Raw genomic sequence first — 20,556 nt, forward strand, 5'->3', positions numbered from 1 at the left:
AGTGTATGGGAAGATGAAAACATATTATGAACAAGATGCAAATTTAGAGGTATTAGCAGGAAAAACAGTGGCGGTAGTTGGATATGGGTCACAAGGTCATGCACAAGCGCAAAATTTACGAGATTCTGGTGTTCGAGTTGTAGTTGGAGTTCGCCCGGGAAAATCTTTTGAGGTAGCAAAAAAGGATGGTTTCGAAGTAATGTCCGTTTCGAAAGCGGTACGAACCGCGGATGTTGTACAAATGTTACTACCGGATGAACAGCAGGCACATGTTTATCGAAATGAAGTAGAAGAGAATCTTCGTGAAGGACAAATGTTACTTTTTTCACATGGATTTAATATTCACTTTGGACAAATTCAGCCCCCAAGCTACGTAGATGTTGCAATGGTCGCACCGAAAAGTCCAGGTCATCTCGTTCGTCGTGTTTTCCAAGAAGGAAATGGGGTTCCAGCTTTAGTTGCTGTTCATCAAGATGCGAGTAGAAAAGCGTTTGATATTGCTCTTGCTTATGCAAAAGGAGTTGGCTGTACACGCGCGGGTGTAATCGAAACATCATTTCAAGAAGAAACAGAGACGGATTTATTTGGAGAACAAGCTGTACTTTGTGGTGGGGTAACTGCTCTTGTGAAAGCGGGTTTTGAAACGTTAACGGAAGGTGGATATCGACCAGAAATTGCGTACTTTGAGTGTTTACATGAATTGAAGTTAATCGTTGATTTAATGTACGAAGGTGGATTAACGAATATGCGTCATTCGATTTCAGATACCGCTGAATTTGGTGACTATGTAACAGGATCAAGAATTGTTACAGATGAAACGAAAAAAGAAATGAAACGAGTTCTTTCGGAAATTCAGCAAGGAGAATTTGCAAAGAAATGGATTTTAGAAAATCAGGCGGGACGTAAGGCGTATAATGCGATGAAAAAGGCCGAACAAAACCATCAACTTGAAAAAGTAGGGGCAGAATTGCGTGAAATGATGACTTGGATTCAGCGACCAGAAGGAAGAGATTTAGTAAAGAAATAGAATACCGTTAGATAAACAAAATGTGCAAGGAAGGGACTTGAAAAGATGAGAAGTGACATGATTAAAAAGGGCTTTGACAAAGCACCACATCGTAGTTTATTAAAAGCAACAGGTTTAACAGATGAGGATTTTGATAAGCCATTTGTAGCAATCTGTAATTCTTTTATTGAAATTATTCCAGGACATAAACATTTAAATGAATTTGGTCGTCTTGTAAAAGAAGCGGTGCGTGCAGTCGGAATGGTTCCGTTTGAGTTTAATACAATTGGAGTGGATGATGGAATTGCAATGGGACATATTGGTATGCGTTATTCGCTTCCGAGCCGCGAGATTATTGCGGATTCAGTTGAAACAGTAGTAAATGCGCATTGGTTTGACGGTATGATTTGTATTCCAAACTGTGACAAAATTACACCGGGTATGATGATGGCAGCACTGCGTGTTAACATTCCGACTGTATTTGTTTCTGGTGGTCCAATGGCAGCTGGAAAAACATCAAAAGGTGATGTAGTAGATTTAAGCTCTGTTTTTGAAGGAGTAGGAGCCTATCAATCTGGGAAAATTTCAGAAGAAGAATTAAAGGATATTGAAGATCATGGTTGCCCATCTTGTGGTTCCTGTTCTGGTATGTTTACAGCGAATTCTATGAATTGCTTATGTGAAGTATTAGGGCTTGCACTTCCTGGGAATGGTAGTATTTTAGCGACGGATCCAAGGCGTGAAGAATTGATCAAGCAAGCAGCAGAGAAATTAAAAGTATTAATTGAACGAGATATTAAACCACGTGATATCGTGACGGAAGATGCAATTGACGATGCATTTGCATTAGACATGGCGATGGGAGGATCAACCAATACGGTACTACATACGCTCGCAATTGCACAAGAAGCAGGACTCGATTATGATATGAAACGAATTGATTCTGTTTCAAGGCGTGTTCCCCATCTTTGCAAAGTAAGTCCAGCTTCAAATTGGCATATGGAAGATATTGATCGTGCTGGTGGCATCAGTGCTATTTTAAAAGAATTAAGTAGAAAAGAGGGCGTACTCCATCTAGATCGTATTACTGCTACTGGTCAGACACTACGTGAAAACATTGCTCATGCAGAGATTCAAGATAAAGAAGTGATTCATTCTCTTGAAAATCCTCATAGTGAAGAAGGTGGCCTGCGTATATTAAAAGGAAACCTTGCAAGAGATGGTGCTGTTATTAAAAGCGGCGCAACAGAAGTAAAACGATTTGAAGGACCATGTGTTATTTTTGGTTCTCAGGACGAAGCACTTGCGGGGATTATGCTCGGTAAAGTAAAAAAAGGAGATGTGGTTGTTATTCGTTATGAAGGACCAAGAGGTGGACCGGGCATGCCAGAAATGTTAGCTCCAACATCAGCGATTGCTGGTATGGGATTAGGTGCAGATGTTGCATTGTTAACAGATGGCCGTTTCTCAGGGGCATCACGCGGCATTTCTGTAGGACACGTTTCACCTGAAGCCGCTGCGGGCGGAGAAATTGCGCTTCTTGAGCAAGGTGATATTGTATGTATCGATGTAGAAGAACGGTTGCTTGAAGTGAGAGTAAGTGATGAAGAATTAGAAAAACGCCGGAAAGAATGGAAAAGACCTGAGTTAAAGGTAAAAACAGGATGGCTTGGACGCTACGCGCAAATGGTGACATCAGCAAATACAGGAGCTGTACTAAAAATACAGAGCTTAGATTGATCCTATATAAAAAGAGATAAGGAATGATACGAGATGGTGCAAAATGTAAAGGAGAGAGTGAAAATCGAAGATATCCTTGTGGCTCATAATCATATGAAGGATATCATCAATACAACACCGCTTCAGCGAGACTCAGTTTTATCTGAGAAGTATGAATGTGATGTATATGTGAAAAGAGAAGATTTGCAAGTCATTCGGTCATTTAAAATCCGTGGTGCTTACAATTTAATTCAAAGCTTATCGAAAGAACAATTGCAAAACGGTGTTGTGTGCGCGAGTGCTGGTAATCATGCGCAAGGGGTTGCATATACGTGTAATTTATTGAAGATTCAATCTAAAATTTTTATGCCAACAACAACACCTAAACAAAAAGTATCACAAGTACAATTTTTTGGTGGTGCTTATGCAGAAATTGTGTTAGTTGGGGATACATTTGATAGTTCTTTCCAAGAAGCGCAGTACTATTGTGAAGAAAATCGTATGATGTTTGTTCATCCATTTGATGATCCATATGTAATTGCCGGGCAAGGTACTGTAGCTGTTGAAATTTTGCATGATATGGAGAAACCAGTTGATTATGTTTTTACCGCAATCGGTGGCGGTGGTTTAGCATCGGGCATTGGTACATACGTAAAAGGTGTGAGCCCTGCTACAAAAGTAATCGGTGTGGAACCAAAGGGAGCAGCATCGATGAAGGAAGCTTTTTTACGAAATGAAAATGTAGCCCTAGAAAGCATCGATAGTTTTGTTGATGGAGCGGCTGTCAAAAAGGCAGGGAAATTAACCTTTGAAACTTGTAAAGACGTACTAGATGATATTGTATTAGTTTCAGAGGGGAAAATTTGTACAACAATTTTAGAATTGTACAAGAAAAATGCCATCGTTGCTGAGCCAGCTGGTGCTCTTTCCATTGCAGCGCTCGATTTTTATAAAGATGAAATTAAAGGGAAAACCGTTGTTTGCATATTAAGTGGTGGAAATAATGATATTGATAGAATGCAAGAAATGAAAGAACGCTCTCTCATTTACGAAGGATTAAAACATTATTTTATTATTGAATTTCCCCAGCGTTCAGGAGCGTTACGAGAATTTCTTGATAAAGGATTAGGCGCAGAAGATGATATTACAAGGTTTGAGTATATTAAGAAACATAATAAAGAAAATGGTCCTGCCCTCGTTGGTGTGGAGTTAAAGCATAAAGAAGATTATGAGGCGTTAATTACTCGTTTTCAAGAAAATAATATTCAATTTATGGAACTGAATAAAAATCCTGTTTTGTTTGATTTGTTAATTTAAAGTGTAAAAAAAAGAAAGGGGGCCTTTTCACTGAAAAGCTCCCCTTTTTTTACTTACGTTTATCTATAACCTTTCCGTTTTCGTCAATTTCGATATTGGTTGAAACAGTTTGTAAATATTGCAGTGTTTTTTTCTTTTCCTCCGGAGTAACAGGGGAAATTTGATCGTTACGGATCATATAAGGGTTGAATGACATTTGGATATTATCCCCTTTTAGCGTAAGAGTCAGTATACCAGTCTCGGCACTTTTTCCTTTTACATAGTTTGGGAATAGGAAGTTTCCTAATGAATATGCGACAGGGACTTTGTTGTAGTACTCAAATCCTTGCAGCCAGTGTGGATGACTTCCCACAATCGCATTAGCACCAGCTTCAACCATTTTTGGAACATATTGTTTTTGGTAGTCTACAGGTCTATTGGATTTTTCAACACCCCAATGCATATAGACAATTAAATAATCGGCATCCTTCTTTTGTTCTTGAATTGTTTTTGTTACTAGATTTATATCATATCCATTTGCAACACCTGGTTTGTCTTTTCCGGCTACCCAGGTGAAGTCAGGCATAAAGCGTACAAAAGAAAGAAATTTGATTTTTTTTCCTTTTACTGTGATTTCTCGTGCTGTATACGCATCATCTGCATTTTTTCCTGCACCAATATAAGGAAGTTTTAGTTTTTCTACATGAGATATCGTATCCATAAGTCCATCTCGTCCATAGTCAAGTGTATGATTGTTACCGATATTAACAATATCATATCCTGTATTTTTAATGGCTTGTAAAGTGGAAGGATCGCTTTTAATCCAGAATTGCTGACCAGGGATTTTTTTCTCGCGTGTTGTAAATGCAGATTCTAAGTTTATAAAGGAAATATCAGCTTTTGTTATTTCATCTTTCACATGCTGAAACGGATAATCAGCACCATTCTTTTGAATGGCAGGACGTAATTGCCAATCAAACATTGTATCACCAGAAAAAGTAAGGGTAATTTCAGGATCCTTTGTTTTCTTTGTATCCGCTGGTTTTTCGGTTTTACTTGCGACTTCAGCTTTGTTTTTTGCTTTTGAGGTGAAGGAGTGGTTTACAAATAAAACAATGGGTGTAATAAGAATGGCTATTAAAATAAAACGTTTGAATAAGGTTGTCATGTTTATCTTTCCTTTTTTCGTTTTTATATAATGACGTACTTCTAGAAAATCTGTTAGTACGAGTTTCGTATAATATGTACAAAAAACAAGTAGATGCTTCTTAATCTATGTATGCTAGAATTTGTAGCATGAACAATGCATGTGGTAAATTATGAGAATGGATTGAGACTTCATCTCGTAATCTTTGCAATATTACGGTAACACGAAACAAGGAGAGAATACAATACATAAGTCGATTTTAATATTTTTGTTTTGAAAATTCTGTCGAAAATGAGGGTATTTTGTTGTATGGTGGAGATAACAGTTGAAAGCTTGAAGGGGGTGAAGGATGTTTAATGGTTATATTAGGGGCAGTAGTAAATGGGATTTGTATTATAATAGGTACTTTATTAGGTAAATTATTGAGTAGTATCCCAGAAAGTATGAAGGGAACAGTTATGCATACAATCGGTTTGGCTGTGACGGTACTTGGACTTCAAATGGGATTGAAAAGCGAAAACTTTCTTGTTGTTATTCTCAGTCTAGTAATTGGAGCAGTGATTGGGGAATGGCTGCAATTAGAAGAGAAATTAAAGAGCTTAGGAGATTGGTTAGAAACTAAAGTTGGTTCAAAAGGGGAAGGAAGTATATCTGTAGGATTTGTGACAGCTACGTTAATCTTTGCAATTGGAGCAATGGGGATACTTGGAGCATTAGATAGTGGCATTCGCGGAAATCATGACGTGCTATTTACGAAAGCAATTATTGATGGATTCATTTCTCTTATTTTAACGACAACACTTGGCATTGGCGTGCTATTTTCAGCAGTTCCAGTTATTTTATATGAAGGAGCAATTGCTATATTTGCAACGCAAATTGATAGTTTTGTATCAGAGAAATTGATGAGTCAATTTATAACCGAAATGACTGCAACTGGTGGGATTATGATTTTTGCAATTGGATTAAACTTACTTGGCTTTATTAAAATTAAAGTGGCGAATTTATTGCCGGGGCTACTTGTTGTTGGAATAATTGTTTCTATTATATATGGATATAATTTGTATGTTTAAGTTTGATAGCCCAGAACTCTTTTGAAACAGTTCTGGGCTATTTGTATGTAAAGAAGGATTAATATGCTTTTTTGATAAAATGAACAAAACCGCCTATAAATAAAATAACAAAGCTACCAATTATGACAAATACTAGTGTTTGAAAAGAGATATAAAATAGTTGTGAGTCTTCTTTAGGAAGCATAGCGAGAAAAGGTTGAGACCATGGATAGAAAGGTCCAAACCTTGCAGAATTTGCAATTATTACAGCGGGTATGGTTGCTATAACATTTAAAGCAATCGGTGCTGCAAAGCTGGACCAAATGCTTGAAACCCAAAGTTGTAAGGCAATTAAAGGGAGTATAGCAATCCAGCCGCCTACTACACTTTTTACTATAGTAGCTAGAGGGAATGGACCAGATATATGCAAAAGTTGTCCAATGCTAATATAGCCCATAATGAAGAAGACTTGCATCGCACCTATAAATAAGAGAACAAAGAGAAATTTTATAATATAGACGTGATATCGTGATATAGGTTGTACTAAAAGTTGTTTCCAACCACCATTTGAATGTTCATAGCGGCAAATAAATGCGGTGAAAATACCTGTTAATAATGGTAGAAGCAACATGCCATGTATCGTTAACATGATATTATAAATTAACTCCCAATGTTTATAATCAGGGTAGTCTGAGGCGTTTGCATAAGCTATTATCCCAGATAAGACAGGGCTTAACAATAGTAGTATCCATATTTTTGTTTTTTTAATTTTATAAAATTCAGCTTGCATTGTTTTAAGCCAAACCATTATTTGTGCACATCCTTTCTAGCAAAGATTTCTGTCTCGAAAAATAGCATACATATACTAACGACTAGACCTATTGTTACACATAAAAGTGGAGGCCCCCAGTCAATACGTAAACTTGGCCATCGCCATATAAACCAATTCGGAAGAGCTGTTGAAAACATTGTAAAAATAGTTCCTAGCAGTCCAATCGTAAATGCAATACTTTGGTTATGGAATATAACAGCAATCCATAGTTGTAAAGCTACAATTGGTAGTGCCGACCAATAAGGATAGAAACTCATTTTAAATATAGAAAACCATGGAATCACAGCATCGAATTGTAATGCTAAACCTAATCCAATGGTCCCAACTAATAATAAAGAACAAGATATAGTAAGCAAGAAAAACACCAGTATAAATTTCACTAAAAAAATATGTCTTTTCTTAATAGGTAATGATAGTAGATGTTTCCATGAACTAGAATGGTGCTCTAGGTGAGCAATTAAAGAAGTAATAATTGTAGTACCTAATATAAGGGTTACTAGAGCGAGAGGTTGAACTTCAAAGATTAGTCCTCCCCATAAGTCTTTCGCATATTTAGTTGTCAACCAATCATATCGAAGAAAAAAGTTACATGCTTGAAGCGAAATGACACCTATCGGTCCTAAAAAGATTAAAAACCAAATCCATTTTCTTTTTATTTTTAAAAGCTCAGATTGAAAGAGGCGTTTGTACATGGGTTTCTCCCTCCTTTACAAGCTGTAAGAATATCTCTTCAAGTGATTTTTTATTTTCTTCAATTCGAAATACAGAAATATTATGTGTTACAAGTGTTTTTACAATCCCTCCAACAGTTTCATTTGATACATTTGATAGAATAATTCGCTTCTCTTCTTGCATAGAAGGGATCCCTTTTGCGAGAATGACTTTCCAAGCTGAATCTGGTTTGTCTGTCATAAGTGAAATAGAGTGCTGAGCATGGCGGCGCAATGTTTCTATTTTGTCTTGAAAAATAAGCTTTCCTTTTGCAATGATACCAACATAAGTTGCCATTTGATCAATTTCACTTAATAAGTGACTAGATATAAGGATGGTAATTCCTCTTTCTTTTGCTAATTGCTTAATTAACGTACGAATCTCATGAATCCCCTCTGGATCAAGTCCGTTTGTCGGTTCATCTAAAATTAATAGCTGTGGATCACCAAGTAAGGCAATTGCAATTCCTAACCGTTGTTTCATTCCTAATGAGTATTCTTTTACTTTCTGTTTTGCAGCATGTTGTAAACCAACGATTTGTAAAACCTCTTCAACTTTTTCTTTTGGAACATTACGTAATATACGATAGACTTCTAAATTTTCAATAGCATTTAAATGTGCGTAATAAGATGGATTTTCAACAAGAGCTCCAATTTTAGATAGTATCGATAAACGTTCTTTCATTAAATCCTGTTGAAAGATTGTAACATTACCTTGCGTTGGTTTAATAAGACCTAAAAGCATACGAATACTAGTTGTTTTGCCAGCCCCGTTCGGGCCAAGAAAACCGTAGATTTCACCTTTTGGGATTTTTAAGTCTACGTTATGTACAACGTAATCATTTCGATATTTTTTTGTTAATCCTGTCGTTTCTACAATATAATTCATTTTCCTATCACCTCAAATCAAGTATAGGAAATAAAGGTTAATGATAATGTTAGGAGAGTTTAAGTTTTGTTTAAATTTAGACATTATCCCCTAATTTTAGAGTATTCTAGTTTTCAAATAGTGTCGTATTCCTTATGATGGAAGAGAAAGGTTAAATTTGTATATGAAGGTGAAGAAATGATACGCATTTTATATGTTGAGGATGATCTTGAGATTGGGGAATGGGTGAAAAGGGAACTGGAGAAACAAGAGTATGAAGTTTCATGGTTTACTTCAGAGAAAGGAACTACAGCAGCGAGTGAAGCAGCGGATGTAATTGTTTTAGATGTTATGTTACCAGGGCTGGATGGTTTTACATTAGGCCAACGTTTTAAAAGTGAATATCCAGATACCCCGATCATTATGTTGACAGCAAGGACCACATTAGAAGATAAAATATATGGATTAACATTTGCGGATGATTATATAACGAAGCCATTCCATCCAAAAGAATTAATAGCACGTATTGAAGTTTTAATAAGACGTTATAACAAGGATGAGGCAGTAGAACGACATGTGCAACATTTAAAAGTGTATACGAAAGATTACCGAATTGTTAACAAAGAAACAAATGAAGAAATTGTTCTATCGGGAAAGCAACATCAAATCTTTTTTTATTTGATGAAGAATATGAATCGTACATTAACGAAAGAGCAAATTTTTGAAGCTGTATGGAATGAGTATTACATAGAAGGTGATAAATCTTTAATGGTTCATATCCGTCATTTGCGTGAAAAAATAGAAAAAAAACCAAGTAGTCCAACAATAATACAGACAATCCGTGGAATTGGTTATCGGTGTAAGGCATGATAAAAAGTACGTCGTTACTCAGAAGATATCTTCTTATTATATTTGCAGCACTGTTATTATTACCCTTTGTGGTTCCGCTTAGCTCATTTGTTTTTATAAAGTATATCGAGTGGATGGGTGATTTTGAGGTTTCGTATTCCAGTATCGAAATAGAAGAGGAATGGAGAAATAGAGCGAAGACTTTACAAGAAAAAAATGCTGAGGAAATTGAGAGGAACTTTCAAGTGATCCGAGAAAAATATCCAGAAAGTTCAATGTTTTGGGTAGATAGTCAAGGGAAAACAAGTTTTCAAATTCCGGAAAAACAAAATATTCCAGAGCGGTGGAGTGTGAGCGACGCAGTAACGTTTATGAAAAGAAGTTTTGAAGGGGATCCATTTACTGTTGTATCTTATATCGGAACAGAGAAACAAGGTGCATTTATAGTATTTCAAATTCCAAGGAAATATTTGAATGCACCAATTGTTCAAATACGTGAGAGGTACGAGATTGTCTTCGAATTCGTAATAATTAGTTGCTTTGTAATATTTATTGTTTGCTCTATCTTATTTTTTCTTAAAATTAGAAAACGATTATTAAAGTTACAAAAGGCAATGGAACTACCACAGGATCAGACTCTCCCATCTCAAATTCAAATCTCAAAACAAGATGAGATTGGTTTGTTAGAAGAGTCCTTTAATCGGATGGTAGGAGCTCTAAAGCAAAGCCGGAAGAAGGAGGAAGAAGAGGAGCAATTTCGTAGAAAACTAATTGCCGATCTTTCTCATGATTTGCGAACGCCATTAACAACAATGCGTGCACAAATTGATTCTTTAAAAGAAGAAGTTATCTCAGTCAAAGGACAGAAAACAATCGTACGAATGGATGGAAAAATTAATTACTTAGCGGAGTTAATAGAGAACTTATTATCGTATTCATTAATAACAGCAAAAAAATATCCGTACCATCCAGAAAAAACGGATATGACACGTTTAACGAGAAAACTTGTTGCATCATGGTATGACATATTAGATGAACAAGGATTCAAAGTGGATATTGTGATTCCAGAAAAGCCGCTTTTTTGGACTGTTGATGCGAATTGGTTTCAAAGAATCATAGATAATGTAATTCAAAATGTAGTTAGGCATGCGAGTGATGGGAAATTTATAGGAGTATATATGAACCATGAGGAAGGAACGATTGCAGTTGTTGATCATGGATCAGGTTTTCAAAATGATCATTCGTCAAATAAGGGAGCGGGAATTGGATTATCTATTATTGCTGTTATGGCGAAAGAGATGAGTATCGACTGGAGTATAGAATCTGATGATACAGGAGCGAAGTTTATATTTAAAAAGTTACCTTAGCAAGGGGGAGTATGTATGGAAGAATTTCAGTTCACAAAGCGTGTAAATAGAATCTTTCAACTTGCAAGTCAAGAAGCTGAATGTAACGAGGATATCATCCGACCGCTAAACTTATTTATAGGAGCTTGCAAAGAAGCAACAGGGGTTTGTAGTGAATTACATATGTATTTGTTTCGTTATGAGGGTATAGATTTTTTAGCTAGGTTATCGCATTTACAACATGTATATTTTGAAAATAAAAGATATATGGAGATAGCAGGGTATAAAGTCTCTTATAAAACAATAGAGATATTACAGTTAGCCAGACAGAAGATGGAACGGTTCCATCAAGTGTATATCAATGAAGGACATATTTTGAATGTAATTCTTCAGAAGGATAAAGTAATTCGCAGTTTTCTAGATGAAGATGTACGACAAGGAATTTTACAAATTGTTTCAGTACCAAGAGATATGACTGTGAATTTGAAAAGCTATGAAATACTAACAAGTATGAATCATTCAATTTGTAATGTTAGACGAGCAACTCAATCTGATTTAGAAGAACTTCTCCAGTTCGTTATCTATGAATTTGGTGAAAGATGGATTGAAGCGGTGAATAATGGTTTTCAGGGAAATACAGAAATATCAATTTATATTGCAGTAGAGGACGAAAAGATTATTGGTTTTGCTTGTTATGATGTTGTAAGAGGAAAGAAGGGGCTGTTTGGGCCAATGGGAACAGCTAAAAATAGCCGTGTGAAAGGTGTGGGTAGAGAACTACTACACCGATGTTTGTCTGATATGAAGAAAATTGGTTATGAATATGCGATTATTGGTCAAGCGGGTCCGATTGAGTTTTATGAAAAAGCATGTGGAGGTCGATTAATACCTAATAATTGAAAGGATGGATAAACAATAGGAATGATATTGCTTATTGTTTGTCCATTGTATTGCTTTTGGAATCATATTGCTAAACTATTTAAAGGAAAGGGTGTAGAATGGGTATCTAAGAAAGAAGGTGTGAAAATGGCCAGCTGGAAACGAAATTTAATGATTTGTTGGCTTGGTTGTTTTACCACTGCAGCAGGTATGAGTTTAGTGATACCGTTCTTATCCTTTTATATTGAGGATCTGGGAGTGACAGGTACTTCTAATATTGCACAGTGGTCAGGAATTGCATTCGGTGCAACATTTCTAATGGGTGCGATCGTGTCACCTTTATGGGGGAAACTTGGTGATATACATGGACGGAAATTGATGCTTATTCGTGCTAGTCTTGGTATGGCGGTTATTATGACGCTTATGGGATTTGTCACAAATGTGTATCAACTAGTCGCACTTCGTTTTTTAATGGGAGCGGTGTCGGGTTTCCTTTCCACTGCGATGACGTTTATTGCAGCAGAAACACCAAAAGAGCATTCTGGATGGGCAATTTCTACTATATCAACTGGAGGTGTAAGTGGTTCCTTACTTGGTCCGATGCTCGGGGGATATTTGTCTGAGTTAATTGGAATGCGCCATGTATTTTTAATTACAGGGGCTTTTTTATTTCTGTCATTTATAATCGTCTTTTTCTTCTTACATGAATCGAATCAGTCTGTTCAAGCAAAAAAAGTGCAGCCGAAGAAAGTATGGACGATGGTACCAGCGAAACATTTTATTATAAGCCTATTTGTAGCAACTTTTATGATTCAGCTTGCAAATATGTCAATTCAGCCTATTATTACGTTGTACGTAAAGCATTTAGCAGGGGCACATACAGCTCATATTGAAACAATTGCAGGTGCAGTAATGTCTGCAACAGGATTAGCGGTCATTTTGGCGGCTCCTAGATTAGGACGTTTATCAGATCATATTGGTCCTCAAAAAACTTTAGTTGTAGCGTTGTTCTTTGCAGGAATTATCTTTATCCCACAAGCATTTGTGACCTCCGCTTGGCAGTTATTAATTCTTCGTTTTTTATTAGGAATTGCACAAGCTGGATTATTACCTTCCGTACAAACTCTACTAAAACAACATACACCAAATCATGTAACTGGACGTATTTTCGGGTATAATCAATCCTTTCAATTTTTAGGAAATATGATTGGTCCGGTACTCGGTGGACAAATCGCTGCACAAGCTGGATTTCAATATGTATTCTTCTCTACATCATCGCTTTTGTTTATAGCGTGTATATGGGTGAATTTTAATAGTAAACACGCACAAGTGGCTGAAAAACAGCATTTGGAAGTTAGTTAATAAGATGAATTATATAGTAGAACCGCTAAATAATAATGTATGAAAACAAAAAGGATGAAGCGTTGTGCTTCATCCTTTCTTTATGAATTAAAACTGAAAGCAAAGATAGCTTAATGTTCCAAGCTCATAGCTACGATGAATGACTTTTCCTTCAGCAGTACCACTTCCCATAGCGATGAAAAGGGGGACAAAATGCTCTGCTCTTGGAACAGCTAAGCGTGCATGAGGAGCGGTAGCTTCCCAGTTAAATAATGAATCTTTATCGTTATTTTGCATATGATTTATAATCCATTCGTCAAATTCTACAGCCCATTCTTCAGGTGTTGTTTGATCCCATTTTAGTGCGCGTAAATTATGCACGGTAACACCGCTACCGATTACTAAAATATCTTCTTGTCCAAGCCCTTGAATTGCTTGTCCAATTTCAAATTGCTCTTTTGCAGGAAGGAAGGGATTTACTGAAATTTGAACGACAGGTATATCAGCTTTTGGATACATACGATGCAATAGTGTCCATGAACCATGATCTAATCCTCTAGTTGTATCTTTGCGAACAGGAATCCCTTTATTCTTAAATTTTGCTTCTAGCATTGTTGCAACGGCTGAAGAACCTTTTGCTTTATATTTTATTTCATATAATTCGGGAGGGAATCCGCCGAAATCATAAATTGTTTCATATTCATTATCGGAAGATGAGATCGTTAGTACCTCACTTTCCCAATGTGCTGTAAAAATAACAATTGCTTTTGGTTTATATGTTTCACCAAGTGTTTTTAAAAAGCGTGTATAATCTGTATCTTGAACGGCAAGCATTGGTGAGCCGTGTGCTAAAAATAATGATGGTATCATAAGTGTTACCTCCTAAAATTTATATTAATTACTTTATGTAAGTAACTATATAATTTTATTTTATATTCGTCAAGGGAATCGTTTAATAAATAGAACATACAGTGTTTGTCATAATGAAAACAATTGCATATAATACATAGTAAGAATAATGAATACTCATTCATTTTATGAGGATATACATAATGGATTTGGAGGCTGCAAAATGAACCTACAAGAAAGCTTCGTTACGGTATTGGATGGATCGGAAATTTATTTGCGTAAGTGGCTGCCGGGAAGTGAGCCTCGAGGAATTGTGCAGATTGCACACGGTATGACAGAACATGCTGGTGTTTATACAGAATGTATTCATGCCTTATTACAAGCTGGATATGGCGTCTATGCTCATGATCATAGGGGACATGGGAAAACCGTAAAGCAGGAAGAGGACTATGGTCATTTTGAACCCAATGTTGGCTGGAATCATGCTGTTTCTGACGTGATTTTTGTATCGGAATATATTCGAAAGCAGCATACTAGCCCGCTTTTTTTATTAGGACATAGTATGGGCTCTTTCTTATCAAGACGTGCTGTACAACTTCGTGGTGAGTTGTATGATGGGTTTCTTATTTCAGGAACAGGTGGTAACCCAGGGATTTTAGGGGCTATTGGTCATAAAGTAGCAACAATTGAGATGAAGGTTCGCGGAAAAAAAACGAAAAGCCCAATGTTAAACTTTTTATCATTCGGGAATTTTAACTCGCATTTTAAACCGAATCGTACGAAGTTTGATTGGCTTTCTTCAGATACAAATCAAGTTGATAGATATATAGAAGATCCGTTATGTGGTTTTATTTGTTCAACAAGCTTTTATCGTGAATTATTTAACGGTGTACTTGAAGTGAATAAACTAGAGGAATATAAGAAAACGCCAAAAGACCTTCCAATACATATTTTTTCTGGAGACCATGATCCAGTCGGAAACATGGGGAAAGGCGTAAAAGAAGTATACGAAATGTATAAAAAATGTGGTGTAAAAGATGTAACAATACGCTTATATGAAAATGGGAGACATGAAATGTTTCATGAAGTAAATAGACATGAAGTATTTCAAGACTTAATTGATTGGCTAAATGAACATATTGTATAAAGAGAAAACTCACTTTTGGTGGAAGTGGGTTTTCTTTTTAAAACATTGGAGGAGTAAGCGTGAGTGAATTTGTAGATAAAGAGTATGTAGAAATAGATTTTCGATATATTGCTATAAAAGAAGAGGAATTAAAAAACTGTACATTCATTAAATGCCGTTTCAGGGATGTAGATGCATCAGAAGTTTTCACGAAAAATTGTAATTTTATAGAATGTGATTTTACTGGTACTCTTTTTAATGCGTGTATTCATCAAGGAACTACGTTTGCCAATTGTAACTTTTCTGGAGCAAATTTATTTGTTTCTAAATTTGAAGAATGTAAAATGACTGGTTCTGATTTTGAAGAGACGAATGTAGATGGGATAACAATTGTAGCTGGTGATTGGTCATATACAAATTTAAGATTCGTTAATTTAAGTAAACAAAAGTTAAAAGGTATTCGCTTAGTTGAAGCTGACTTGTATGAATGTAATTTAGAAAAAGCAGATTTACGTGATGCTGATTTGACAGGTGCGCAGTTAGGGAAAGCGAAGCTAGTAGGTGCAGATTTAAGAGGAGCAATAGTTGATCGAATTGACTTTAGAGCATTTGATTTGAAAAATGTAAGGTTGGATATTGAGCAGGCCGTTGCTGTAGCGAGGTGTTATGGAGCGAAGGTAAATTAAATTATTTTTAACACCGTTCAAATTTTTGAACGGTGTTAAAAATAGTAAATCTATCGGAAAGCAACATACATTATCAATAATTAGTCTCTGTATAAGAAGCTATTTCATTAGCAAGAGTTGATGTTAATATTGTCGATACATTGCTTAAAATAATGATTGTTACATCCTTTTCAATCAATCTTAAATAAGATGATGTAAAACCATTAATGCCGCCATGATGGAATACAAGTTTATTATTTTGTGTTGTCATAGAAATATTCCACCCGTAACCATATTCATAACTACCTGCAGTAAACATACGAGAAGTTATGTCACTAGATAACAAACGATTCTCTTTTATTGCAAGATCAAGTAAATGTAAATCTTCGACTGTTGAAAATAATCCACCAGCTGAATATGAGTTAGACATGTTAATAAATGATGCAGGCTGCAAGTGATTAGTAGGATGTAGTTCATAACCATTTGCCTTATATTTTTGAATCGTACTGTTAGAATCAAGTCCTGTATTCATCATAGATAAAGGCTGTAAAATCTTCAACTTAAGAAATTCTTCATAAGAAATACCACTTATAACTTCAATAATCTTTCCTAATACAATATATCCTGAATTAGAATAATTAAATGTTTCTCCCGGATTAGATTCAAATGGACAGGTAATAATCCAGTTTATTAACTCATCTGGTGTCCGAGACTCACAAGACTTTAATAAAAAGTCTTGTTGAGAGGTAATATTACCAACCCCAGATGTATGAGTGAGTAGGTGATCAATCGTGATTAGGTTACCTTTTGGAAAAACTGGAATGAATCTATTTATAGTATCATCAAATTGTAACTTGTTTTCCTCAATTAACATTAAAATAGCAACCGCGGTAAAGATTTTAGTTACAGATCCAATACGGAACTTAGTTGTAGATGTATTTGGAATATCCCAATCATAATTAGCTTTTCCAAATGACTTCTTATATGTGGTCTTTCTTTGGTGAGTTACAAGGATCGTTCCATTAAACGTTTCGTTGTTTGTATATAAAAATGAATTAATATATGAGTTTAGCAAATTTCAGGCACTCCTTTAAATTTTGGAATATTAGTTACCTGAAATGTTGTCCAACGGCATAAGCAACTCCCCCTAAAGGATGGTTTGTTTTGGAATACTTTTCTATTTTATAGTGCTAGTAAGGAAAGAATCAAGGGGAATATGAAAGAGCTATGATAAGTTCTATATTTTTAAAGAGATTACACAATAAACGATTGTAAAGTAAGGTTTAGGTATAGTTCGTTATTGAAGACCACGCAAGATGATTGAGATGAAATACAGGGGTGATAGCTCTATGGATTATATAAATAGAATATTAATTATTACAAAAGTGTAAGGTTTGTGTAATGTAAATAGATAATTCAGTTTTAGTACCTGTGATAGTATACGAAATATCAAAACTGAAAGAAGATTAAAGGTGGAAAAATGAAAAAACTAATAGGAATCGTAGTAATATTTTTTGTTGGAATTATTGCATGGGGTATTGCTGATAAAGAAGATTCATTTGGTATTAAGAGTTGGATGACATCGGAGTATTATGTTCAAATTAATGGAGATGGTAAAGAAGCAACGGCTGTAGCTGATGATGGTACAAAAGATAAATTCAATTGGTATACATTAAAAGCGTATAATGCATATGGGGATGAAAAAACGATTTATTTTCATGGAATGAAAAAATTAAGAGTGAATGCATATCTCCGTGTTGAAATAGGTGGAAAATACAACGGTGAATCTTATTATGGAATTCATAGATATGAAGAAGTAAGACCTGAAGATATGCCTAAAAAAGCAAAAGAAAAGTTGGATAAAAAACAGTAATTACATAGTTAGAAATGAACAGTGCACTTTTTGTTTCACCTTTTGAGACGAACAAGCATATATTGGAGTATAGGACAAGCTAACCGCCGCTTATATCCTATTCATTACTCCTTATCGCGTTGAAGAGCATCTAATAGGGCAGATGCTCTCTTTTTATTGATCAAAATGGACATTTGAATGAGTAATACGTTACATCTACATAAAGGAGAATGGGCTTTGTATCTCTAATATATTTTAGGTGAAATATAATTAGAAAGGAGACATTATATGTCGAATGAAAATGTGCAATCACAAGGATATCAATTCCAAATTCCAAACCCTAATCTGAATCAATTGGAGCGTTTAGTTAGTATTTGGAAGGTTAGTGGAGGCGCTGAAGGTACCGTCACTTAAGAGTGGATGGAAGGGCTCACCTGCTTACTTTAAAGGAGTATTCAGCCAAGACGGCAACGTGAATATCGGTGCGTGGGTCTATCCTAATGGCGGTGGCTATGAATCAATCATGACAAGGATAAAATAGTTTTTGTAATCTTAGGCGCTGTCGTGATCGGTATAGCGTCTTATTTGTTGTTAAGGAAAGAATCGAGAGGAATATGAAAGAGTTATGATAAGTTCTATATTTTTAAAGGACTTATTGGATTTTTTAAGAAGTAATTCTAATTTGGTAAGTTAAATATCAATATAAGATGAAGAGAGGGACTAGGGATGAAAACGAGAGAGGCCGTACTAAGCGAAGCAAATGAACTCAGTGAACTAGCACTAAACTCAAAAGCAACTTGGGATTACAGCGAAGAATTTATACTGGCATGTAAGGAAGATTTAACGATTACGGAAAAGTATATTAAAAATCACTACGTATATATTTTAGAAAATGAAGGAGTGAAAATTGGTTTTTTCTCATTCCAACGAAAAGAAGAAGATGTTCTCGATTTTTTATATTTATATCCAAATTATAAGGGGAAAGGCTATGGGGAAATTCTATGGCGGAGTGTCGTAGAAAAAGCAGCGGAATTAGGAATTAAGAGTTTCATGATTGATAGTGATCCAAATGCGAAAGGCTATTACATGAAGATGGGAGCAAAGTTAATTGGGGAGACACCTTCAACAGTATTTAAAGATCGTGTTCTGCCACTTTTACAATACGACGTATAAACTTTGGTATACATAGGAGATGCTGAAATGAGAGATTTAGAAATTGCACAGGTACACAAGGTTTTAATGAAATCTTTGTCACTTGAAACAAGCTCAAAGTGGACGAAAGGAAATCCAGCAAAAGGACAATGTGGTGTAACAGCACTTGTTATACATGATTTGTTTGGAGGAGAAATAAAGAAGACGCAAGCTGGCGAGGCTTGGCACTTTTACAACGTTATAAATGGCAAGCAATATGATTTTACAGTAACACAATTTTTGGAAGAGATAGCCTATATGGATATTACTTCTAATAGAGAAGAAGCATTTGCAGATACGAATGAAAGACAATATTACGCTTTAAAACAGAAGGTGCATATCTTTATACAATAGAATTTGTTTGAAGTGAAATATCTTTTGACTCTTAATGTTTAATGAGTTACTATAATGGTGGTAACTTATTAAAGGGAATATACTTCATAGAGTTGAGAGGGGAAATACTTTTGAAAACAGCTTATGTAAGCGCTGCGATTGCAACTTTAAATGAACGGAATGAAGTGTTTAAAAACGGATATATCATTGTAGAAGATGGTAAGATTATAGAAGTGCAGAATGGTGAATTTTCTAATGAAAATCAAATAGATGAAGTAATTGATTTGAATGGTAAGTGGGTATTGCCAGGTCTTGTGAATACACACACGCATGTCGTGATGAGTCTTTTACGCGGAATTGGCGATGATATGTTATTACAGCCGTGGCTTGAAACGAGAATTTGGCCACTGGAAAGTCAATTTACTCCAGAACTTGCAGTTGCTAGTACAGAACTTGGTTTATTAGAAATGGTGAAAAGCGGGACGACAACATTTTCTGATATGTTTAATCCCATTGGTGTAGATCAAGATTCGATTATGGAGACGGTTCGTAATAGCGGAATGCGTGCGGCAGTTTCAAGAACTTTATTTAGCTTTGGAACGAAAGAGGACGAGAAGAAAGCAATTCAAGAGGCAGAGAAATATGTAAAACGATATTATAGTGAGAGTGGCCTGTTAACAACGATGGTTGCTCCTCATAGTCCATATACATGCTCTACAGAAATGTTAGAAGAGTGCGCCCGAATTGCAGTGGAAAATCATACAATGGTTCACATTCACCTTTCAGAAACAGAGCGTGAAGTACGAGATATTGCAGCACAATATGGAAGACGTCCAGTAGCGTATGCAGCAAGTTGTGGTTTATTTAAAAGACCAACAGTGATTGCACATGGTGTTGTGTTAAATGAAAATGAGCGCGCTTTCTTAGCAGAACACGATGTTCGGGTAGCTCATAATCCAAATAGTAATTTGAAATTAGGATCTGGTATAGCAGATGTGAAGTCGATGCTAGAAGCGGGAATCAAAGTAGGGATTGCAACGGATAGCGTTGCATCTAACAATAACTTAGACATGTTTGAAGAACTTCGCGTTGCAACGTTATTACAAAAAGGCATTCATAAGGATGCAACGGCATTACCTGTTGAAACAGCTCTTTCCTTAGCGACAAGAGGAGCAGCAGAAGTAATTGGAATGAAACAAACAGGTTCAATCGCGGTAGGAAAATGCGCTGATTTTATTACAATTGATCCATCCAATAAGCCGCATTTACAACCAGCTGAGGAAGTATTATCGCACCTTGTTTATGCAGCAAGTGGAAAAGATGTATCTGATGTTATTATTAATGGAGAGCGTGTTGTGTGGCGTGGTGAATGTAAAACATTAGATGAAGAGCGAATTATTTTTGAAGCGGGTCGTTTTAAACGAGGATTAAAGATGTAGTTGTAAGGTGAAAATCACTGATGAAATAGAGAAAATTGATAAAAAACACTATCCCTTTT

The 20,556-nt window shown here is 35.7% G+C and carries 21 protein-coding genes; 15 read left to right on the plus strand and 6 right to left on the minus strand.

The window, feature by feature from the left end:
* Window positions 1-13: 13 nt before the first annotated feature.
* From AZF08_RS11035 to ilvA, 3 genes are read left to right on the plus strand one after another with little or no spacing between them, the layout of a single operon-like run.
* Window positions 14-1,027: a ketol-acid reductoisomerase gene (locus AZF08_RS11035; protein WP_033676427.1), complete on the plus strand. Its 1,014-nt coding sequence runs from the start codon at window positions 14-16 to the stop codon at window positions 1,025-1,027.
* Window positions 1,028-1,072: 45 nt separating this feature from the next.
* Window positions 1,073-2,746: a dihydroxy-acid dehydratase gene (gene ilvD / locus AZF08_RS11040; RefSeq protein ID WP_033676425.1), complete on the plus strand. Its 1,674-nt coding sequence runs from the start codon at window positions 1,073-1,075 to the stop codon at window positions 2,744-2,746.
* Between the two features lie 33 nt (window positions 2,747-2,779).
* The gene (gene ilvA, locus AZF08_RS11045; RefSeq protein ID WP_033676424.1) at window positions 2,780-4,042 is read left to right on the plus strand and encodes a threonine ammonia-lyase IlvA; all 1,263 of its coding nucleotides are present in this window, start codon (window positions 2,780-2,782) and stop codon (window positions 4,040-4,042) included.
* 49 nt (window positions 4,043-4,091) lie between these two features.
* On the opposite strand, the gene AZF08_RS11050 is transcribed toward ilvA, so the two are convergent.
* Window positions 4,092-5,189 carry a CapA family protein gene (locus AZF08_RS11050; RefSeq protein WP_033676422.1) on the minus strand — a complete coding sequence of 366 codons (1,098 nt, stop codon included), beginning with the start codon at window positions 5,187-5,189 and terminating at the stop codon, window positions 4,092-4,094.
* Window positions 5,190-5,524: 335 nt separating this feature from the next.
* On the opposite strand from AZF08_RS11050, the gene AZF08_RS11055 reads away from it, so the two are divergent.
* A complete protein-coding gene (locus AZF08_RS11055) occupies window positions 5,525-6,238 on the plus strand; it encodes a DUF554 domain-containing protein (protein WP_033676419.1) in 714 nt (237 codons plus the stop codon).
* 58 nt (window positions 6,239-6,296) lie between these two features.
* On the opposite strand, the gene AZF08_RS11060 is transcribed toward AZF08_RS11055, so the two are convergent.
* From AZF08_RS11060 to AZF08_RS11070, 3 genes are read right to left on the minus strand one after another with little or no spacing between them, the layout of a single operon-like run.
* Window positions 6,297-7,025: an ABC transporter permease gene (locus AZF08_RS11060; protein WP_033676417.1), complete on the minus strand. Its 729-nt coding sequence runs from the start codon at window positions 7,023-7,025 to the stop codon at window positions 6,297-6,299.
* A complete protein-coding gene (locus AZF08_RS11065) occupies window positions 7,025-7,741 on the minus strand; it encodes an ABC transporter permease (protein ID WP_033676415.1) in 717 nt (238 codons plus the stop codon). Before AZF08_RS11065 ends, AZF08_RS11060 begins: the two co-directional genes overlap by 1 nt.
* Window positions 7,716-8,648 (minus strand): ABC transporter ATP-binding protein, encoded by a 933-nt coding sequence (locus AZF08_RS11070; protein WP_033676413.1) that lies wholly within the window; start codon window positions 8,646-8,648, stop codon window positions 7,716-7,718. Before AZF08_RS11070 ends, AZF08_RS11065 begins: the two co-directional genes overlap by 26 nt.
* Before the next feature lie 177 nt (window positions 8,649-8,825).
* On the opposite strand from AZF08_RS11070, the gene AZF08_RS11075 reads away from it, so the two are divergent.
* From AZF08_RS11075 to AZF08_RS11090, 4 genes are all read left to right on the plus strand, one after another.
* Window positions 8,826-9,497, plus strand: coding sequence for a response regulator transcription factor (locus AZF08_RS11075; RefSeq protein ID WP_033676411.1), 672 nt, complete (start codon window positions 8,826-8,828; stop codon window positions 9,495-9,497).
* Window positions 9,494-10,843, plus strand: coding sequence for a sensor histidine kinase (locus AZF08_RS11080; RefSeq protein WP_200875230.1), 1,350 nt, complete (start codon window positions 9,494-9,496; stop codon window positions 10,841-10,843). Before AZF08_RS11075 ends, AZF08_RS11080 begins: the two co-directional genes overlap by 4 nt.
* Window positions 10,844-10,858: 15 nt before the next feature.
* Window positions 10,859-11,722 carry a GNAT family N-acetyltransferase gene (locus AZF08_RS11085; RefSeq protein ID WP_033676409.1) on the plus strand — a complete coding sequence of 288 codons (864 nt, stop codon included), beginning with the start codon at window positions 10,859-10,861 and terminating at the stop codon, window positions 11,720-11,722.
* Between the two features lie 126 nt (window positions 11,723-11,848).
* On the plus strand, window positions 11,849-13,063 hold the full coding sequence (locus tag AZF08_RS11090) for a multidrug efflux MFS transporter (RefSeq protein WP_033676484.1): 1,215 nt from the start codon (window positions 11,849-11,851) through the stop codon (window positions 13,061-13,063).
* 87 nt (window positions 13,064-13,150) lie between these two features.
* Here the strand turns inward: AZF08_RS11090 and AZF08_RS11095 are convergent, their stop codons facing one another.
* Entirely contained in the window at window positions 13,151-13,912 is a 762-nt protein-coding gene (locus AZF08_RS11095; RefSeq protein WP_033676407.1) for a DODA-type extradiol aromatic ring-opening family dioxygenase, read from the minus strand.
* A 202-nt stretch (window positions 13,913-14,114) separates the two neighbouring features.
* Between AZF08_RS11095 and AZF08_RS11100 the strand changes: the two genes are divergently transcribed.
* Together AZF08_RS11100 and AZF08_RS11105 are read left to right on the plus strand one after the other, a co-directional pair.
* Complete coding sequence (locus tag AZF08_RS11100) at window positions 14,115-15,038, plus strand: alpha/beta fold hydrolase (RefSeq protein ID WP_033676405.1); 924 nt, start codon at window positions 14,115-14,117, stop codon at window positions 15,036-15,038.
* A 59-nt stretch (window positions 15,039-15,097) separates the two neighbouring features.
* Window positions 15,098-15,703 carry a pentapeptide repeat-containing protein gene (locus AZF08_RS11105; protein WP_033676403.1) on the plus strand — a complete coding sequence of 202 codons (606 nt, stop codon included), beginning with the start codon at window positions 15,098-15,100 and terminating at the stop codon, window positions 15,701-15,703.
* Window positions 15,704-15,776: 73 nt separating this feature from the next.
* On the opposite strand, the gene AZF08_RS11110 is transcribed toward AZF08_RS11105, so the two are convergent.
* Window positions 15,777-16,757, minus strand: a complete 981-nt coding sequence (locus tag AZF08_RS11110; RefSeq protein WP_033676400.1) for a serine hydrolase domain-containing protein — start codon at window positions 16,755-16,757, stop codon at window positions 15,777-15,779.
* 405 nt (window positions 16,758-17,162) lie between these two features.
* Between AZF08_RS11110 and AZF08_RS11115 the strand changes: the two genes are divergently transcribed.
* The 5 genes from AZF08_RS11115 to AZF08_RS11130 all read left to right on the plus strand — a co-directional run bounded on the left by AZF08_RS11115 (window position 17,163) and on the right by AZF08_RS11130 (window position 20,497).
* Window positions 17,163-17,555 (plus strand): YxeA family protein, encoded by a 393-nt coding sequence (locus tag AZF08_RS11115; protein ID WP_051725851.1) that lies wholly within the window; start codon window positions 17,163-17,165, stop codon window positions 17,553-17,555.
* A gap of 267 nt (window positions 17,556-17,822) precedes the next feature.
* Window positions 17,823-17,948: a hypothetical protein gene (locus AZF08_RS31765; RefSeq protein WP_265182920.1), complete on the plus strand. Its 126-nt coding sequence runs from the start codon at window positions 17,823-17,825 to the stop codon at window positions 17,946-17,948.
* 312 nt (window positions 17,949-18,260) lie between these two features.
* On the plus strand, window positions 18,261-18,707 hold the full coding sequence (locus AZF08_RS11120) for a GNAT family N-acetyltransferase (RefSeq protein WP_033676399.1): 447 nt from the start codon (window positions 18,261-18,263) through the stop codon (window positions 18,705-18,707).
* A 27-nt stretch (window positions 18,708-18,734) separates the two neighbouring features.
* Complete coding sequence (locus AZF08_RS11125) at window positions 18,735-19,079, plus strand: YunG family protein (RefSeq protein WP_033676397.1); 345 nt, start codon at window positions 18,735-18,737, stop codon at window positions 19,077-19,079.
* Between the two features lie 92 nt (window positions 19,080-19,171).
* Window positions 19,172-20,497 (plus strand): bifunctional S-methyl-5'-thioadenosine deaminase/S-adenosylhomocysteine deaminase, encoded by a 1,326-nt coding sequence (locus AZF08_RS11130; protein WP_051725850.1) that lies wholly within the window; start codon window positions 19,172-19,174, stop codon window positions 20,495-20,497.
* Window positions 20,498-20,556: the final 59 nt, after the last annotated feature.

The sequence above is a fragment of the Bacillus gaemokensis genome, assembly GCF_001590835.1.
Taxonomy (GTDB): Bacteria; Bacillota; Bacilli; order Bacillales; family Bacillaceae_G; genus Bacillus_A; species Bacillus_A gaemokensis.

Bases quoted from the DNA above. Each gene is read 5' to 3' on its own strand.
- AZF08_RS11085 (WP_033676409.1), top strand. From the start codon at position 10,859: ATGGAAGAATTTCAGTTCACAAAGCGTGTAAATAGAATCTTTCAACTT.
- AZF08_RS11100 (WP_033676405.1), top strand. From the start codon at position 14,115: ATGAACCTACAAGAAAGCTTCGTTACGGTATTGGATGGATCGGAAATT.
- AZF08_RS31765 (WP_265182920.1), top strand. From the start codon at position 17,823: ATGTCGAATGAAAATGTGCAATCACAAGGATATCAATTCCAAATTCCA.
- AZF08_RS11065 (WP_033676415.1), bottom strand. From the start codon at position 7,741: ATGTACAAACGCCTCTTTCAATCTGAGCTTTTAAAAATAAAAAGAAAA.
- AZF08_RS11060 (WP_033676417.1), bottom strand. From the start codon at position 7,025: ATGGTTTGGCTTAAAACAATGCAAGCTGAATTTTATAAAATTAAAAAA.
- AZF08_RS11095 (WP_033676407.1), bottom strand. From the start codon at position 13,912: ATGATACCATCATTATTTTTAGCACACGGCTCACCAATGCTTGCCGTT.
- AZF08_RS11055 (WP_033676419.1), top strand. From the start codon at position 5,525: ATGGTTATATTAGGGGCAGTAGTAAATGGGATTTGTATTATAATAGGT.
- AZF08_RS11080 (WP_200875230.1), top strand. From the start codon at position 9,494: ATGATAAAAAGTACGTCGTTACTCAGAAGATATCTTCTTATTATATTT.
- ilvA (WP_033676424.1), top strand. From the start codon at position 2,780: ATGGTGCAAAATGTAAAGGAGAGAGTGAAAATCGAAGATATCCTTGTG.
- AZF08_RS11120 (WP_033676399.1), top strand. From the start codon at position 18,261: ATGAAAACGAGAGAGGCCGTACTAAGCGAAGCAAATGAACTCAGTGAA.
- AZF08_RS11115 (WP_051725851.1), top strand. From the start codon at position 17,163: ATGAAAAAACTAATAGGAATCGTAGTAATATTTTTTGTTGGAATTATT.
- AZF08_RS11090 (WP_033676484.1), top strand. From the start codon at position 11,849: ATGGCCAGCTGGAAACGAAATTTAATGATTTGTTGGCTTGGTTGTTTT.
- AZF08_RS11070 (WP_033676413.1), bottom strand. From the start codon at position 8,648: ATGAATTATATTGTAGAAACGACAGGATTAACAAAAAAATATCGAAAT.
- AZF08_RS11075 (WP_033676411.1), top strand. From the start codon at position 8,826: ATGATACGCATTTTATATGTTGAGGATGATCTTGAGATTGGGGAATGG.
- AZF08_RS11050 (WP_033676422.1), bottom strand. From the start codon at position 5,189: ATGACAACCTTATTCAAACGTTTTATTTTAATAGCCATTCTTATTACA.
- ilvD (WP_033676425.1), top strand. From the start codon at position 1,073: ATGAGAAGTGACATGATTAAAAAGGGCTTTGACAAAGCACCACATCGT.
- AZF08_RS11035 (WP_033676427.1), top strand. From the start codon at position 14: ATGAAAACATATTATGAACAAGATGCAAATTTAGAGGTATTAGCAGGA.
- AZF08_RS11125 (WP_033676397.1), top strand. From the start codon at position 18,735: ATGAGAGATTTAGAAATTGCACAGGTACACAAGGTTTTAATGAAATCT.